Source organism: Paenibacillus sp. NPDC058174, from assembly GCF_042883865.1.
In the GTDB taxonomy this organism is placed as follows: domain Bacteria; phylum Bacillota; class Bacilli; order Paenibacillales; family Paenibacillaceae; genus Pristimantibacillus.
On sequence record NZ_JBHVUY010000001.1, the window covers coordinates 793,661 to 809,934 of the forward strand.

General features: G+C 47.7%; 15 protein-coding genes. 2 read left to right on the forward strand and 13 right to left on the reverse strand.

Features of this window, described 5'->3' with window-relative positions; genetic code table 11:
• Positions 1-64: 64 nt before the first annotated feature.
• The 7 genes from ACFVVF_RS03545 to ACFVVF_RS03575 all read right to left on the reverse strand — a co-directional run bounded on the left by ACFVVF_RS03545 (position 65) and on the right by ACFVVF_RS03575 (position 7,145).
• Positions 65-574, reverse strand: a complete 510-nt coding sequence (locus ACFVVF_RS03545; RefSeq protein WP_387805436.1) for an ureidoglycolate lyase — start codon at positions 572-574, stop codon at positions 65-67.
• Positions 575-604: 30 nt separating this feature from the next.
• Entirely contained in the window at positions 605-1,642 is a 1,038-nt protein-coding gene (locus ACFVVF_RS03550) for an autoinducer 2 ABC transporter substrate-binding protein (RefSeq protein WP_387805438.1), read from the reverse strand.
• Between the two features lie 5 nt (positions 1,643-1,647).
• A complete protein-coding gene (locus ACFVVF_RS03555; protein WP_387805439.1) occupies positions 1,648-2,586 on the reverse strand; it encodes an ABC transporter permease in 939 nt (312 codons plus the stop codon).
• Entirely contained in the window at positions 2,583-3,545 is a 963-nt protein-coding gene (locus ACFVVF_RS03560; RefSeq protein WP_387805441.1) for an ABC transporter permease, read from the reverse strand. Before ACFVVF_RS03560 ends, ACFVVF_RS03555 begins: the two co-directional genes overlap by 4 nt.
• Entirely contained in the window at positions 3,542-5,053 is a 1,512-nt protein-coding gene (locus tag ACFVVF_RS03565) for a sugar ABC transporter ATP-binding protein (RefSeq protein WP_387805443.1), read from the reverse strand. The genes ACFVVF_RS03560 and ACFVVF_RS03565 overlap by 4 nt, the downstream gene beginning before the upstream one ends.
• 141 nt (positions 5,054-5,194) lie before the next feature.
• The gene (gene rbsK, locus ACFVVF_RS03570) at positions 5,195-6,109 is read right to left on the reverse strand and encodes a ribokinase (RefSeq protein WP_387805445.1); all 915 of its coding nucleotides are present in this window, start codon (positions 6,107-6,109) and stop codon (positions 5,195-5,197) included.
• Between the two features lie 19 nt (positions 6,110-6,128).
• Entirely contained in the window at positions 6,129-7,145 is a 1,017-nt protein-coding gene (locus ACFVVF_RS03575; RefSeq protein ID WP_387805447.1) for a LacI family DNA-binding transcriptional regulator, read from the reverse strand.
• Between the two features lie 627 nt (positions 7,146-7,772).
• Between ACFVVF_RS03575 and ACFVVF_RS03580 the strand changes: the two genes are divergently transcribed.
• Positions 7,773-8,687, forward strand: coding sequence for an NAD-dependent epimerase/dehydratase family protein (locus ACFVVF_RS03580; RefSeq protein ID WP_387805449.1), 915 nt, complete (start codon positions 7,773-7,775; stop codon positions 8,685-8,687).
• A gap of 93 nt (positions 8,688-8,780) precedes the next feature.
• Here the strand turns inward: ACFVVF_RS03580 and ACFVVF_RS03585 are convergent, their stop codons facing one another.
• On the reverse strand, positions 8,781-9,419 hold the full coding sequence (locus ACFVVF_RS03585; RefSeq protein WP_387805451.1) for a class I SAM-dependent methyltransferase: 639 nt from the start codon (positions 9,417-9,419) through the stop codon (positions 8,781-8,783).
• A 124-nt stretch (positions 9,420-9,543) separates the two neighbouring features.
• Between ACFVVF_RS03585 and ACFVVF_RS03590 the strand changes: the two genes are divergently transcribed.
• Positions 9,544-10,002 carry a hypothetical protein gene (locus ACFVVF_RS03590; RefSeq protein ID WP_387805453.1) on the forward strand — a complete coding sequence of 153 codons (459 nt, stop codon included), beginning with the start codon at positions 9,544-9,546 and terminating at the stop codon, positions 10,000-10,002.
• Positions 10,003-10,071: 69 nt separating this feature from the next.
• Here ACFVVF_RS03590 and ACFVVF_RS03595 read toward each other — a convergent pair whose 3' ends face one another.
• Genes ACFVVF_RS03595 through ACFVVF_RS03615 form a run of 5 tightly spaced genes read right to left on the reverse strand, consistent with a single transcriptional unit; the run spans position 10,072 to position 16,188 of the window.
• Positions 10,072-11,307, reverse strand: a complete 1,236-nt coding sequence (locus ACFVVF_RS03595) for a sialidase family protein (RefSeq protein WP_387805455.1) — start codon at positions 11,305-11,307, stop codon at positions 10,072-10,074.
• Positions 11,308-11,337: 30 nt separating this feature from the next.
• Positions 11,338-12,687, reverse strand: a complete 1,350-nt coding sequence (locus ACFVVF_RS03600; RefSeq protein ID WP_387805456.1) for a glycosyltransferase family 4 protein — start codon at positions 12,685-12,687, stop codon at positions 11,338-11,340.
• On the reverse strand, positions 12,684-13,904 hold the full coding sequence (locus tag ACFVVF_RS03605; protein ID WP_387805458.1) for a glycosyltransferase family 4 protein: 1,221 nt from the start codon (positions 13,902-13,904) through the stop codon (positions 12,684-12,686). The genes ACFVVF_RS03600 and ACFVVF_RS03605 overlap by 4 nt, the downstream gene beginning before the upstream one ends.
• Positions 13,905-13,937: 33 nt before the next feature.
• Positions 13,938-14,900, reverse strand: coding sequence for an NAD-dependent epimerase/dehydratase family protein (locus ACFVVF_RS03610; RefSeq protein WP_387805460.1), 963 nt, complete (start codon positions 14,898-14,900; stop codon positions 13,938-13,940).
• 13 nt (positions 14,901-14,913) lie between these two features.
• Positions 14,914-16,188 carry a nucleotide sugar dehydrogenase gene (locus tag ACFVVF_RS03615; RefSeq protein ID WP_387805462.1) on the reverse strand — a complete coding sequence of 425 codons (1,275 nt, stop codon included), beginning with the start codon at positions 16,186-16,188 and terminating at the stop codon, positions 14,914-14,916.
• Between the last annotated feature and the right edge of the window lie 86 nt (positions 16,189-16,274).

Here is a 16,274-nt window from a genome sequence, read left to right on the forward strand (position 1 = left end):
AAGAAGTCTGGAGAAATAGATGATTGCTGCAAGCTATAAGGATCAGGAGCAATGCCTGCTCGATTTATTCGAATCGAATGGTATGGCCGTTTGTGAAATCTACCCATGGATTAATCATTTCATCGCCAAACTTATCCTTTTTCTTCTCAATGCCGAACAGGTAGCGGGCATCTTCCGAGGCCGGATAAGCCGGACTATGCCAGACACCGCGATTGATGACGATTGCTTGTCCAGGCTTGATTCTAAAGCACTTGACGGTGGCAGGGTCTGGACTTTCATCCGGGTCTTCAATATCGATACATTTCGCTACCGGCTGTACGAGTTCTCGGTCAAACGTAAGAAGCAGCTCCTCGCGGCTGACATGCCGCTCCATTGCGGTGACGACAAATTCTCTCTGCTTCGTGACGACCAGACCGAAACCAATGGGCTCCGATACGTCCAGCATCTGAATATAGCTCCAGCAATCCCACCCGTCTCCGGATTTCGAGGGGTCAATCGCCGGCAGATCAATAACTTTGCCATAGGGCGCAAAGGCCTGCTCCGTCAAATCTTCGATTTGCACTTTATGCTCCATTCAAGCTGCCTCCTGTTATAGGGATGATGATTAGAAATCAAAGCTGTCTACATTTTCGTTGGTTACTTGAAGTGTACCGATAAATACATTTTGACCATCGACTTTAATCGTTCCTACGTTCGGAATTTCCATCCCGTCTGTAATCGCTTTGCCTTGAGCCAGCTGATCCAGAATATAGACGGTCACATAAGCCAGCTTGCCTGGATCCCAAATAATATCTGTTGTGATCGTACCGTTCTTAATATAGTTCTTCACGACGCTTGGAACAGCGATTCCGGTAATTGCGATTTGATTTTTCTTCAAAGTGCCGGCTTTAACAGCTTGCTCTACCACCTCAGCTGCTGCTGGCGGTTCGCCGCCTGCAAATCCGACAATACCTTTGAGCTCAGGGTAAGTTTGAATCAGGTTTTGCGCATTGGCATAAGCTTTTTGCTGATCATCGTCGCTGGCTACAGTCGTGACTACTTCAATTCCCGGATAATTGGCTGCAAAATAAGCTTTTGCCGCATCAGATTTGGCAATTTGGTTCTGAGAGCCGAGACCTGCCACCATGAACGCCACCTGTCCTTTGCCGCCAATTTCTTCGCCGATCGTTTTGGCCAGCAGCTCTCCGACTTCTTTGTCCGTAGCCGGCGCAACATAATATTGCCGATCCGTTTCTGGCGCGTCGCTGTCCCAGGTTACGATGTTGACGCCTTGTCCGGCCGCTTTCTTGAATACCGGTCCAACCGCTTTCGCATCGTTAGGCGATACACCGATCCCGCTAACTTTGCGCGTCAGCATATCTTGAATCATATTGATTTGTTTGGAAGAATCGGCTTCTGTCGGTGCATTAAACAATACTTTGACCTTGAGATCTGCTTCTGCTTTTTTGGCTCCTTTTTCTGCAGCTGCCCAGTACGCTGGACCAATGGATTTTGGATTCATAAAATAGGTTCTTGTACCCGAAGCAGAATTCCCTTGATTCTCACCGTTTCCAGCATTCGTTGGTTTGTTGCCTGTAGTTCCGCAAGCTGCCAGACTCAAAGCCAATACACCCGTCAGTACTGCCAATGTCATTTTTCTCATAGGTCTCACACTCCGTTGAATTTTTTGTTTCCTACAGCAAGCAGAAGCAGCGCCCCTAGTATAACTGCCTGATAAAGCACGGATACGCCTAACAAATTCAATCCATTACGCAAGAACACGATGATGAGCAACCCGACAAATGTGCCTGAAAGACTTCCCCTCCCTCCAAAAATATGTGTGCCCCCTATTAAAGTAGCTGTAATAACATCCAGCTCTATATTGGTACCCGATGTCGCCTCCGCACTTGCCAGACGAGACACCAGGAATACACCCGCTAACGCTGAGAACAATCCGCTGAGCATGAAGAGCAGGAACCGGATGCGGACAACCGAAATGCCTGAATAACGGACGACCTCTTCATTATTGCCAATCCCGTACACATACGTGCTGAATCTTGTTTTCTTCATGACGAAGCTCGCAATAAGGAACATCACAACCAGGAAAATCGCATTAACGGGAATGCCTCCAACATACTGCTGTCCCATGAAGTAGAAGGCGTCCGGGAAGCCGCTGACCGGTCTGCCCTGATTAATGACGTAGACGAGTCCCCGCAGCATGACCAGCATCCCGATGGTGACGACAATCGCTTGCATCCGGTGCCTCGCAATGAGATAGCCGTTAACAGCCCCGCATAACAAGCCTGCCAGCAGCCCGATGATCATACTGATCCAGACGTTTAGGCCTCGCTCGAATGCAACACCCATACATACAGCGGAGAAGGCCAGAATGGAGCCGACCGATAGATCCATCGCGCCGGATATGATGATCATCGTCATCGGAATCGCGATCAGTCCCACCTCTACCATCTGGTTCAGCACATTCATAAAGTTGGTGACGGATAGGAAGTAAGGAGACAAGAAGCTGAACAGGATGAGAATGACGAACAGCAGAATGAGCTGAACGAGCAGCTTATTCGTCCGGAGCGACATAGTCCATGTACTCATACCAAATCCTCCTCTTTGCCTTTGTTTTGTCGAATACGCTGCAGTGTGTTAATTCCAATTGCCAGAATAATCAGAAAACCAGTGGCGGCATCTACCCAGAACGGAGAGACCTTGGATATGATCAGCCCGTTTTTAATGATGCCCATAAAGAGTACGCCAAGCATTGTGCCGGCTATCGTACCAACGCCGCCAAATATGCTTCCTCCGCCGATTAGAACGGCTGCCATCACTTCGAAGGATAAACTGTTGCCGGCTGTCGAGGCCTGTACGCTGCCTACCTTCGCTGCGAAAATGACCGAAGCGATCCCGACCAGCAGTCCGGTTAATACATAGACCATAAATTTGGATCTGGCTACACTGATTCCCGCGAGCTTGGCTGCGGAATTGTTCCCGCCGATGGCATAGATTCTTCTGCCCGGACGGGTGAATTTCAATAGATAGATAAAGATTGCAATAAGAATGATAGCGATTAGCAGCGGAAACGATATACCAAGCAGATAACCTTGTCCGAAGAAGCGAAAGTCGGCGGGAAAGTTCGTCATCCACGTTCCTCCGCTGATCCCTACCGCAATGCCTCGGAAGATGTACATCGTGGCCAAGGTCACAATGATATCCGGAATCTTCCTCACCGCGATGAAATAGCCGTTGACCATTCCGCATAGTACACCAATTGCTATCCCCATAGCGGCAGCAATCCATGGGTGGATGCCGTGGCTGAGAAACAGACCAACTGATGTTGCGGTTACAGCTAGAACAGAGCCGACAGACAGATCCATGCCGCCCAGCAGGATGACCATCGTCATCCCGATCGCCACGATAAACATGGAGATGTTCTGATCCAGAATCAGCTTCAGATTATCAAATTGCAGAAAATCGGGAGAAATGACCGCAAACAAAAGCGTAACAATAATCGTGAACAAAATAATAGGCGCTTCATGCACATTCAACAGGCGTTTCATAAGCTGCCTCCTTCTGCGACCGGGTGTGAAGCCCTCTGCAGCAATTGCTCCTGGTCCGCCTCGCCATGCGCAAATTCATGTACGATTTCGCCTTTATACAGCACCAGAATACGATCGCTGAGCCCAATAACCTCCGGCATTTCGGAAGATATGAGCAGAATGCTGAGTCCTTCCTGGGCCAGTTGATGAATAATGTTGTAAATCTCCGCCTTGGCCCCGACATCAACACCCCGAGTCGGTTCTTCCAGAATGAGAATATCGGGATTCGCCGCAAGCCATTTGCCGATGACAACCTTCTGCTGATTGCCGCCGCTCAGAAAATCTACACTTTGACCATCACCTGGCGCTTTAATCCGAAGCTTCTCCATATATTCTGTGCTCATCTGCTTAATCCGAGCTTCGTCAAGCACTAAGCCCTTTGACAGCTGAGGAAGAATGGGAATCGACAGGTTCTGCCGAATCGACATTGGCTTAATAATGCCCTGACGGTGACGATCTGGAGGAACGTAGGCAATTTTCTTCGCTTTGGCTTCACTAGGGCTGTTGATTTTCACAGCTGCACCATGAATGCTGATTTCGCCCGTTCCCCGTTTAAGCCCGAATAGGCGCTCGGCAATCGTATGCGTACCAGAGCCCGGAACGCCGAACAATCCGAGAATTTCTCCCCTTCGCAATTCGAAAGAAACCTGATGCTTCGAATCAAGCGACAACTCTTTAACTTGAAGCACCACCTTCTGATCGCGCTGCTGCTCTTTCATTGGATACAACTGGCCAACCGCCTTGCCCACCATCATTTGAATCAAGCTCTGCTCCGTAACCTCTCCAATCATTCGAGTATCTATCTTGGCCCCGTCCCTTAGCACCGTTACTTTGTCCGCAATTTCAAATATTTCCTTCATCCGGTGGGAAACATACACGATGGCTACACCTTGTGCCCGCAGCCGATTGACGACATCGAACATTTTCTTTACTTCGTTTTCCGGCAGTGCTGCCGAAGGCTCGTCCATAATCAATACATCAGCCTGGAAGGACAACGCTTTGGCAATCTCGATAACTTGCTGGCTATGGACACCGAGATGCCGGACCTCCTTGCGGACATCGATCTCGCCGCCGCCGATCGAATCGACCAGACGCTGCGCCTCTTCGTACATTTTGGACCATCTTATTCTTCCGAACCGGTTCATCATTTCCGGACGGTCGATAAATATATTTTCCGCTGCGGACAGATTGGAGAATAGGTTAAATTCCTGATGGATGATCGACACTCCCTGCCGCTGAGCATCCAGCGGATTGCGGAATGTCACTTCCTTGTCCTTCAGACGGATCTTCCCTTGTGTTGGCGAATATACGCCAGACAAAACTTTCATCAACGTCGATTTTCCTGCTCCGTTCTCACCCATAAGTGCATGAACCTCGCCCGGATACAGCTCAAACCCTACATTGGACAACGCTTTCACGCCTGGAAACTCCTTGCTGATGCCTTCCATTGTCAATACCGGATGTCTCATTGTTCGACCTCCCATTCACCTGCGTCAGACTGAATTTTGGGTAACTTTAACAAGACTAAGCGTTAAATCGTCAAAGTCCTGGTATGCAGGAATTTCTTTCAGAGAAAGAAATTCCTCCTATCACATTTTCAAACCACAATGTTATTGGTTACGCTGAAGAAATTCATGTACCTGGTCTTGTTCCGGAATCGAGCTCTGGGCTCCTGCCGCTGACACGGCCAGCGCTGAAGCTGCGGTTGCATAACGCAAGCTTTCTGTTAACGGAATTCCTGCGATATATTTGGCTGCAAACGCTCCGATAAACGTGTCTCCTGCCGCTGTCGTATCTACTGCATCAACTGAGAATGCAGGCGTCTCGATTTGCGTTCCGGCTTGATCCATGTAGAGTGAGCCTTTGCTCCCTAAAGTGATAATGAGATGCGAAAGACCTGCCTCAAGCAATTGTTTTCCGGCTTGTAGTGCCTCACTAAATCCGTCTATTCGAATGCCGCTCAGCTCCTCCGCTTCAACTTCATTCAGAATGAGGAAATTGACCTTGCTCAGCTGAGCGGGATCAAACCCGGCTATTGGAGCGGGATTCAGAAACACCGGGATCTGGGCCGCTGCCGCTTTATCAAGCACCCTCTCATTAACAGCCTGAGCAATTTCGTTCTGCAGCAGGATGACGTCGAAGCCGGATAGATCTAGTGTATCCACCTCGTCTTCCCCATATTTGCCATTCGCGCCTGCTGATAAAATAATGTTGTTCTCGCCCGTCTGATCAATCGTAATCATTGCGATCCCCGTCGCGGCCGGTTGCCCGGACACGTAATCAAGATCAATTCCATCCTCCGCTAATTGCTTGCGGATGTCTGCGCCGAAGGAATCTGTCCCGAGTCCTCCTGCCATAGCAACCGTTGCGCCGGAGCGGGCGGCGGCAACCGCCTGATTCGCTCCCTTGCCCCCTATAAAGAAGCGGGTCTCATTGCCATGTATCGTTTCACGGGGAATCGGGTGACGTTCAACCTGCGTGACAATATCCATATTCATGCTGCCCACTACCAAGATTTTTGCCATAGGACTATTCCCCCTGAGATTACGCCTTTAGCCTTTTGACCGAGCCGTATTTCATTAGCTCAACGTCCAATACTACCTTTTTCAGCTTTGTCTGCTCGGATGGCTCGCCTTTAATTTTTTGGATAAGCATTTCTGCCGCTTGGATCCCCATCTCCCTAGTCGGTCTGCTCACGACAGTCACTCGGGGCTGAACAAAGCCGGCGAGTTCATTGTCGTCGAAGCCAATTAATGAAATATCCTCTCCAATCTGGAGATTCAAGTCACGAATCGCTTTGATCGCGCCAGTGCAGATTACGTTGTTGGCTGCGAATATGGCGGTCGGCGGCTGTTCAGATCGCATAAGCTCCATCGTAAACCGGTAACCGTCCTCCTCTAGCCAATTTCCCTGTTTGTGGTACTTGGGATTTGGTGTCAGGCCGCCTTCATGCATCGCTTGATGATAACCCCAGTAACGATCCTTGCCGTCGTTGAAATCATGCGCCCCGTCAATAATGGCAATACGTTCATGACCATAATCCACAAAATGCCTGGTCGCTTCATAGGCTCCGCGGAAGTTGTCAATTAAGACGCCGTCATGGCCGCAATCATTAATGTAGCGGTCGACCAGAATAGTAGGCTTGCGGATATTCCTGTAAAACTCAGCATCCTTATGTGTACCGATTAGAATAATGCCGTCTACATTTTTCCCCAGAAAGCTGTCGAAAAACTCATCCTCTTCCGCCTCGTCACTATTCGTCGCAACGACCATTGTGAAGAAGCCTTCTTTCTTCGCTACCTCCACCATCCCTCCAATGACTGCGGTATAGAATGGATTCTGGATTTCCGGTACAACGACGGCGAGCATGTTGGTTTTTTTATTAACCATAGAGGCTGCCATCGTATTCGGTACAAAATTCAACTCGTCGATAATCTTTAATATTTTCTTCCGAGTTGCATCACTTACACGATCCCGTCCATTCATGACCCGGGATACAGTAGCTACGGACACATTGGCGTGCTTTGCTACGTCTTTAATCGTGATTTCCTTGTTAAACATAGCTACCTCATTCCTCAAAAAGGTTGTCATAACGTTTCCGCAATTACCATTCATTCATTGTCTGTGAAATAAATTTAGCTATGATGTCAAAGTGCGAAATCGTTTACGCAATTTCTAGCTTTATATTAGTACATGCCAAATCAGATTACAATAGGTTTTTTCGAAAATTAGAAAATAAAACGTTTACATTTTGTAGATGTAACTCTATTGCGTAAGGTTTATGATACATTTTTGATATTTACATTAAAATATCGATTCATATATGTCATATTACATCACACTAACTAGGTTTTTTTGGATGAATTTGAGCATTTTCAATGAACAGCTAGTGGATGGTTGATCGACTGCAATGATTTGTATTGTGAAGCTCCCCGGAAGAAATCAGCTGATAATCCTCCCAATCAAGGGGTGAATTACCATTGAGGAAGTTGCGAAACCGTTTACGCAAATTACAATAAAACAAAGACATTACGACACTCGACGACGTGTTACTCCTCCCTCCTCCTCTCGCCATATCCTTATAGCCCTCAATCAATAATTTGGCTCTCACCTACAGGGTAAATACATCTTTCCAATCTCTGTATAGCGCGTACTATGATGCATATCGCCTTAATGAGGAGTGGAGTGATGAAAGCGTTAGTTACCGGAGGAGCTGGATTTATAGGTTCTCATCTTGTGAATTCGCTGATCCAGCGCGGTGATGAAGTTCATGTTATTGATAATTTATCGACCGGGAACAAAATTCAAGTGAATCCTGCCGCAACCTTGCATGTTGAAGATATAAATAGCGAAGCCAGCTGCACAATTATTGAAACGGTACGTCCTGATGTTATCTTTCACATGGCGGCACAGGTAGATGTTCAACTTTCACTGGCCGACCCTGCCTTCGATTCCAGTGTCAACATCGTCGGAACGGTCCGGCTCCTGAAAGCTTGCCAGCAAGCTGGTGTGAACAAGATCATTTTCTCTTCTACCTCTGCTGTATATGGAGAGACTAATGATGAACGGAATTGGGAGAACAACACCCCTGCTCCGATTTCCTATTACGGGCTCTCCAAGTACTCGGGCGAACGCTATATTCGTTTATTTCATCAGCTGTACGGCATGAACTATACGATATTGCGTTACAGCAACGTTTATGGTCCTCTTCAAAGTGCTAAAGGAGAGGGCGGAGTCGTTGCAATTGCGATGAACAAGCTGGCAAAAGGTCTTCCTCTTCTCGTACATGGCGACGGTGAGCAGACCCGGGATTTCATTTATGTCCAGGATGTTGTTCATGCCAATATAGCTGCTATTGATCAGGGTCATCTAGAAACGATCAATATCAGTACCGGACTAAGAACTTCAATTAACAGCTTAATGCATACGGTAAAAACAATTCACGGCGGGAACGTTGACATTCATTATGACGCCGAACGCGCAGGCGATATTCGAGACAGCTGCCTTGACAATGCCAAAGCCGCGCAGATACTGGGCTGGCGTCCGCAGGTCAGCTTAACAGAAGGGTTAACGTATACCTGCCAGCATTATTTTCAGCGTTAATTTTATTTAATAGGACGTGAAAAAGCCGATAAATCTCTAATGCTTAGCAGTTTTATCGGCTTTTAATGTTTGTAGAAAGCCTTGCTCTAATCATTACTTAACTGCTACGAGTACCGTCGAGAATCCGTCGGTGCGTCCGGGAATGAGCTCATACGTGTCATTATCCTGGGTCAGCACTTGCTGAATTCGAAATCCGCAATTCAGCAGCAGCCGCTTCAGCTCATTGGGACGGTAATGACGGTAGTGATACGGGTTCACCCCATTTAAATAATAAGGATTTTCCAAATACGGTATTACGTTCTCGTTGGGTGCGGAGATGAGAAGAATGCCGTTTGGAGTCAAGGCATCGTAAAGCTTTTTAATAAATGCCTGATCTTCCTTCAAGTGCTCCACCGTCTCAAAGCAAGTAATGACATCGAACCAGTGAATAGGCAGATCATCGCGAAACGGGCCGGTCAAGTCACTGTTTAAATAGACGGTTTTGGCATGAGAGAAATAGTCAACAGCCCAATCTAACGCATGATCGGAACGGTCCACTCCAACTGCAATCGAACATGATGAGTGCTCGGCCATATAATGCGTTCCATAACCGGAACCGCAAGCTGCATCCAATATGAAATCTCCCTCACGGATAAATCGTGTAGCGTAATGATAACGATAATGATGATCCAGCATCACATCGTCGAAGGAAGTCGCATACATTCGTTCCATCTGATCGATTTCTTCATCCATTCTTTCATCCTCCATTAACTTGAAAATGGTCGTATCCCGTCATTTTTCCGGTATAGCTGTACATGGCATCCTGCCTCATCTTTGAATCTACTATAAGAAGGGCTTCGGAGAGGGGGTGTTACTTATGACAGTTACAATAGTAGATTACCAATACCAAGAGGTTGCAGTTGGTACGGGCTCCCTTCCCTTTATCATTTCTCCAGGATCGGAAGTTCTTCTAACCTCTCTCTTTCTTCAGATTAACAATATTAGCAACCGAATTGAATTAAAGGCCACAATTGGCTGGGAAGCGCAATTGCTGCTGTTGAATATTGTGCCAAAGCTGCTTTTTCGAATAAGGCGCGGAGGCATAGGCGCCCCGGCACCGGTTGTTTTTCAAACGACGGACTCCGCCTTCTTAGGAACGGCTACAGAAGGCCCCTGGGTTCCTCTGGATTTCACAACTTCCTTTCAGCATACGGAAACAGCTTCGGTTCCGCTTGTTGGCACCTTCCAGCAGTATGCGCTCACTGTAGAGCATATCGGTCAAAACTCGGCTACGATTACTGGGCCAGTACATTTTGACGGAATTGTTTATCTGTAAATCCCTTCACATTTGATAGTAACTGAGTGATCAGCTCTCTATGACAATAGAAGCTGATCGCTCTTTATGTTAAAGGTCTTGAAATATTAATTGAGATCCGGTACGGGTATCCATCCACACTATAATAGGAGTACCGGCAGCATTCACAACCAGATCGTTATAATCGCCAATTGATGGTGTAGGTTCGCCAAGCGACGGGTCTGCATTCGGATCGAAAGAAACGCTTGTTACACGGCGGTTAGGTAAGAATGTGGTCCCGGCATCATTGGACTCCGCCAGAAATACATCCAACAGCGAGCTGGTGACGCGGTTTGTATAATACATAACCTTTACCCCGCCATTGTCACGTGAAACGGTTAGGTTGGGCAGAAAGTTTTGCGTGCCAGCTGGACTATCATCAACTTGCTGTAAAGCCGACCAAGACACGCCTCTGTTCGTTGAACGTGAACGGAAAATATGCGCACTGCCGGTCCGGTTATCCTGCCACACGGCATAAACGATGCCTTGACCATTAAACGGCGAGATATCCACCGCCAAATAAGCGATTGTCAGTACACGAAAGCCAAAGGTCGGAACCGGCAGCGGTGTAGATACGAGCGAAACGGTGCTGATTGTAGTAATGGGTTCAAAGGTGACGCCTCCGTCAAGCGATCTTCGCATCAGAAATTGCGGAGTTCCTGGGCCATATTGCATCCATCCCACATAGATGTCGCCTTGCGGACCAATGGCGATTGTCGATCCGAAGCTCGTCACACCCTGTACCTGATTGGTCAATAAAATGGGCGTTGACCAAGTTAATCCCTGATCAAGTGACCTTTGAAACAACGTTTCCGAACCGGTAAAATTGTTGTAATAGCGAGTATAAGCAATATACGCCTGACCAAGATAGGGACTCCCGTTTGCCGTATCGATGTCTAACGCCGGTTTATCATTATAGACAGATACGCCAAACCCCTGGTTAACGATAACAGGAGTTGAAAAGGTAGCGCCATTGTCAGTAGACCGATAAACAATGATGGAGGAGTCGCGCACAGGATTTACATTCAGCGCCGTTGCTGCAACTAGAAAGATATTGGGATAGCCAAAAGCGGCGACACCATCCCCTGATGCGGCAAAGCCTGCAGGAGGCGACAACAGCGTTTGCGTATATGAGCCTCCTCCATTAATAGATCGATAGATTGTTGTCATATTGTTCCCGGAACGCAAATCATTCGTCGTAACGACAATTGTGCTCTGATCTAAAGAGTTAAGCGCAATAGAAGGCTCCTGCTGCGGTCCTGTAGGGGTGATTTGACTATTGGCCATTCTGATGCCTCCTTCTTTTCTAGATATAATTTAGAATAAAATCGAACCGACAATATGGTCGTCGACAATAGAATAAGCGCTTGGAATATACATGTTCTGATTTGTCCGCAGCCATGTGCAGATTCCCAGGCCATGCCGGCCTGGATGCTTCGGAGGATGACTGACTTTGCGTATGCCCCGGTTGTTGAGAAGCTCTGTATATAGTGCAGTTGTCCGCGCAATCATCGTGTGAATCGACCATTGCGAGATCCCCCAATTGTAGCCGCCTGAAGCTACGCTTTGGCGTAGTGCCTCATTTTCCAGCAAGCAGAGCAGGTAGAGTGACAACTCATCGCTGTCCCCTGCTCTTGCCATTAACCCGGTGAGGCCGTGCGTTACCATCTCCGGAATGCCTCCCGCATCGGAGACGACGATCGGCTTTCGCGAGATTTGCGCTTCCATTACAGCATAAGGCTGGTTGTCATTCAGACTCGGAAGAATAACGATATCGGAGCGCTGCAAGATTGCGGGAACATCGGCTCTGCTTCCTGTAAATTTGACATGATGCTGCAGCTCCAAACGTGCAGCCTTGGCTTCCAGCTCCGATCGAAGATTTCCATCACCTACAAACAGACAGATCCAGTCGCTCCTCAGCTGTTTCAATTTGTACAAAGCATCCAGCAAACAGCTATGTCCCTTTACTTTATCCAGCCGTGCCGGACAGACAAGGATACGAACGTTTGAAGGCAAGCTTAAAGACGTTGCTTGATTCATTCTCCAGGAATAGCTTTCAATGTCCAGCCCGTAAGGAACGACTCTCATATGCGCTTGCGGAACCATATAACCGCCTTGCGTCCGCTGCAGCCAATGAGTCGGAACAATAGCCAAATCACTTGAAGTTGCGCCGTAATACTCTCTGGCACATGCATATTTCCAAATCGTTGCGGAAGGCGCCTTACCTTCAAGGGACACGATATAATCGGTAGCTAGACATCCATGAATGGTATTGATTAACGGAACATGCTCCGGTTTAATCTGCCAGAGCGCCCGGGATGAGATAACATCTTGCGTGTGGATCAAATCATAATGCTGCAATCCGAAATAAGCTGCTGCCAGGGCATAGCAACAAAATTCGATCTCTTGATCAACGATCCAAGGATCAATCGGTTTAGGTTGAGATGCATAGATTGCTTTTATTTCCCGACTAACCAGCTGCTTGAAATATTTTTTCTCTACTCGCCTATTTGTATTGAGAATATAATAGCTTTTGTCATCAGGATGCCTTGCTAATACTTCTACCTCATGTCCGAGTTTTTCTAATCGGGCTTTTAAATCCTGTATATATACCCAGACGCCGCCGACATGCGGCAGCAGCCAGTACGTCGCAAGAAGGATCTTCATCCGCCATAACCCGGCTTTGATTGCAGTGCATTGTCGTAGAGATCAACCGTACGCTCAATCATTCGATAGAGAGGCCATTGTCTAAGTCCATAATAGCGGGCATCATTTGCAAGCCGCTTTCGAAGCGAATCATCATTGCACAGTTTATTGATTCGCAAGCACAACTTTTCTGCTCGGGCAGGCGGGAACAGCAGACCGGTTTTTCCATCCGCAATCATTTCCGGTATCCCACCTGTGTCTGAAGCGATGATAGCCTTGCCTGCTGTCTGTGCCTCCATAATGGCAAAAGGCAGGTTGTCATGAATACTAGGAAGGACGACGATGTCCGCTTCCTTCAAGAGAGCCGCCATATCATTCCGATGTCCAAGAAACTGTACATGATGCTGCAACTGCAGCTGATTTCTCAATTGCTCAAGCTCTGCGCGGAGCGGGCCGTCTCCAGCGAGCCAGCAAACCCAATCCGTCCGGCTCTTCTTGAGAAGCGCAAGCGCCTGCAGCAATACCTTATGCCCTTTTACCGCATCCAATCGCGCTGGACAAAGAATCAGCTTCCCTCCATTTTTCGGCGTGACCGGCGGCAGGCTTGCGGATTGACGTACAAAGGATAAGGTATCGAACCCGTAGGGGATGATTTCGAACGCAGGCTTTCCAGAGCGCACGGCTTCTTTATATTGCTGTTTCAGCCATTTTGACGGAACGATATAGCGATCACCGACGGTGCTGCCATAATGATCAAGCGCATTTGCCCAGTGCCAAGCGGGAGATTGGGCGGTGATGACTTTCTGCAGCTGCCATTCGGCGGCAAGCTTCCCATGAAGCGTAACAATTAACGGCGTACCCTGAGGCTTAACTTCATAAGCGCTGGCTGCAGAAATGACGTCTTGCGCGTGAATCAGATCGTATCCTGCTAGAGAGAAAGCGGACAATGCTTGCTTGAAAGCAATTTGTTCCCCTTTCATTTGAGCAAGCCACGGGTCGTAGTGAAGTGATTTCTCATTATACTTGGAATGAATTTCCTGCATAATGGGGTTCAACAATGTCATCTTATCCATCGATTTACCTTTATCAATGATGTGATAGTTCAGGCCGGTACCATCATGTGAGATTATGTCCACCTCATGCCCTCTCGCTTCCAGCCCCTGCCGCAGCGCCAAGACATAGGTCGATACTCCGCCTGTGTAAGGAACACACCAATACGAAACAAGTGCAATTCTCATGGTTCACTCTCCATTTGGGTGCAAAATATCCGTTTAAGACCGGCCGCGATACCAAGCAATAGTCTGGCTGAGTCCCTGCTCCAAAATGACCGATGGCTGATAACCCAGCAAGGATGCCGCTCGTGTCAAATCCGGCTGACGCGCTGGCATATCCTCATAACCCGGGCCGTAAGCTTCAGCATAGCTTTTCGTAACGATTGGAGAATTGGAATCACATAGCTTGATGATCAGCTGCGCGAGCTCGTTAATTGTAATGGAGCGGTTGGATCCGATGTTTATAGCTAAGCCGTTGGTTTTGGCATTAATAGCGGCTATGGTGCCTTGTATCGTATCGTCTACGTAGGTGAAGCAGCGCATCTGTGTTCCATCCCCATACACCTCTAAAGGCTCCCCGCGTAGAGCGGCCGTAATAAAGCGAGGAACAACCCCCCCATATTGCGAATTCGTCTGCCTTGGGCCATATGCGTTGAAATAGCGGAGAACTGTGACAGGAAGTCCTTTGGAGGAATAAGCGAAGCACATATGTTCATCCAGTGACTTTGCTGTTGCATAACACCAGCGGTGAACGGATGGTGCGCCATAATAGCGATCGGACAATTCATGAAACGGTACGATCTCGTTTTTGCCATAGATTTCAGAAGTTGATGAGAAAATAACTTTCGCATTGCGAGGATAGGCCAGCTCCAGAACGTTGCGAGTCCCGTCAATATTGCCTTCTATAACTTTGAGGGGATCGTCTACTGTATTTTTGACGCCGAGTACAGCGGCAAGATGACAGACGGCATCCGCTTTGTCAATTAATCGTTTAAGAAGCTTTCGATCCAGAACAGAGCCTTGAATGAGCGTATGGCGCTTCTCGTCTTTCAGGCTGGATAGAAACTCGGGCCGTCCATTCGAGAAATCATCAAGCGTCCATACGGTATGGCCAGCTTTCAACAGCTGCTCCACTAGATGAGAACCGATAAATCCTGCACCGCCTGTTACTACTATTTTCAATGAACTTCCCTCCTTATAGTAAAATAACGTTCTTACGATTTGCTATTTTTCCAGTAGCGTTGCGCGTGTCAATGACAATGGGAGTATGTGCGATTAACAATTCGTAAGGAAGATTTGAGTGATCCGTCAGAATTAAAGTGCAGTCAAAGTTTTTCATATTTCTAGCTGTAAGCGGTGTTGCTTGAAGAAGCGTGCTGCCGATATTCAGAGCCTTCACATAAGGGTCGAAAAACGCTACTTTGGCGCCGGATTGCTGCAGCAGCTCCATGATCGGAATCGAGACGGATTCTCTCATATCATTAACATCCTTCTTATACGTAACGCCAATGACGAGAATGCTGCTCTCCTTCAACTGCTTGGGCTGCAGACTCTTCGAAATCCGTTCCACAATATAACCTGGCATTCCCTCATTGACTTGATGGCTGAGCTCAATGAAAGGCAGCTCCATATGATGCTCCCGTGCCTTCCATAACAAGTAAAGAGGGTCAACCGGAATGCAATGTCCTCCAATGCCCGGACCGGGATAATATTTCGTAAATCCGAACGGTTTCGTGCCTGCTGCTTCGATAGCTTCCCATAGATCGATATCCAATTCTTCGCACATTTTCAGCAGACTGTTCATAAACGAAATATTGATAAAACGCTGGCAGTTTTCCAGCAGCTTTGTCATCTCGGCTACACGCGGAGAAGATACGACAACCACCCGGTCAAATACCGATCCATAGACTTCCTGTGCATAAGCTGTACAAGCAGCCGTTAGACCTCCCACTACTTTAGGAATTTGCGGAAGCTCCCATTTCGAACCGGGATCGATACGTTCTGGCGAATATGCGAGAAAGATATCTTTGCCGATATGCAGTCCAGTCGATTCCAGAATCGGCTTGAGCTTCTCCTCACTCGTTCCGGGAAATGTAGAGCTTTCCAGTACAACAAGCTGACCCCTTCGCAAATAAGGCAGCGAGCTTTGCGCTGCGCCTGTCACATATTTCAGATCGGGCTGGTGGTGCTCATCCAGCGGAGTGGGCACACAATAAATGATGACATCAGCTTTCTCTATAACCTCGTAGGAACTGCCGACATGAAAACTATTTTGTTTGAAAAGCTTCCGGATATCGTTTTTGTTGTAGTCGGAAAGATAGGATTGACGCTTCTGCAGCATATCAATCTTGCGTTCATCTGCATCGATGCCGTACACGGTGTTTCCCCTTTCGAGAAACAGTTCGGCCAATGGAAGTCCGACGTACCCCAAGCCAACTATGGCAATTTTGTAGTTAGGGGTATGCTCCATAACATTTACAGCTCCTTTGCTTGATCTTCTAGCATCATACGCCAATCAATCAAAGCTGCATTAGTGTTGTGTCTATTTTAGTAAAA

What these genes read in the sequence shown, in the direction of transcription:
- ACFVVF_RS03545 (WP_387805436.1), bottom strand. Translation starts at nt 574, where the DNA reads ATGGAGCATAAAGTGCAAATCGAAGATTTGACGGAGCAGGCCTTTGCG.
- ACFVVF_RS03550 (WP_387805438.1), bottom strand. Translation starts at nt 1,642, where the DNA reads ATGAGAAAAATGACATTGGCAGTACTGACGGGTGTATTGGCTTTGAGT.
- ACFVVF_RS03555 (WP_387805439.1), bottom strand. Translation starts at nt 2,586, where the DNA reads ATGAGTACATGGACTATGTCGCTCCGGACGAATAAGCTGCTCGTTCAG.
- ACFVVF_RS03560 (WP_387805441.1), bottom strand. Translation starts at nt 3,545, where the DNA reads ATGAAACGCCTGTTGAATGTGCATGAAGCGCCTATTATTTTGTTCACG.
- ACFVVF_RS03565 (WP_387805443.1), bottom strand. Translation starts at nt 5,053, where the DNA reads ATGAGACATCCGGTATTGACAATGGAAGGCATCAGCAAGGAGTTTCCA.
- rbsK (WP_387805445.1), bottom strand. Translation starts at nt 6,109, where the DNA reads ATGGCAAAAATCTTGGTAGTGGGCAGCATGAATATGGATATTGTCACG.
- ACFVVF_RS03575 (WP_387805447.1), bottom strand. Translation starts at nt 7,145, where the DNA reads ATGTTTAACAAGGAAATCACGATTAAAGACGTAGCAAAGCACGCCAAT.
- ACFVVF_RS03580 (WP_387805449.1), top strand. Translation starts at nt 7,773, where the DNA reads ATGAAAGCGTTAGTTACCGGAGGAGCTGGATTTATAGGTTCTCATCTT.
- ACFVVF_RS03585 (WP_387805451.1), bottom strand. Translation starts at nt 9,419, where the DNA reads ATGGATGAAGAAATCGATCAGATGGAACGAATGTATGCGACTTCCTTC.
- ACFVVF_RS03590 (WP_387805453.1), top strand. Translation starts at nt 9,544, where the DNA reads ATGACAGTTACAATAGTAGATTACCAATACCAAGAGGTTGCAGTTGGT.
- ACFVVF_RS03595 (WP_387805455.1), bottom strand. Translation starts at nt 11,307, where the DNA reads ATGGCCAATAGTCAAATCACCCCTACAGGACCGCAGCAGGAGCCTTCT.
- ACFVVF_RS03600 (WP_387805456.1), bottom strand. Translation starts at nt 12,687, where the DNA reads ATGAAGATCCTTCTTGCGACGTACTGGCTGCTGCCGCATGTCGGCGGC.
- ACFVVF_RS03605 (WP_387805458.1), bottom strand. Translation starts at nt 13,904, where the DNA reads ATGAGAATTGCACTTGTTTCGTATTGGTGTGTTCCTTACACAGGCGGA.
- ACFVVF_RS03615 (WP_387805462.1), bottom strand. Translation starts at nt 16,188, where the DNA reads ATGGAGCATACCCCTAACTACAAAATTGCCATAGTTGGCTTGGGGTAC.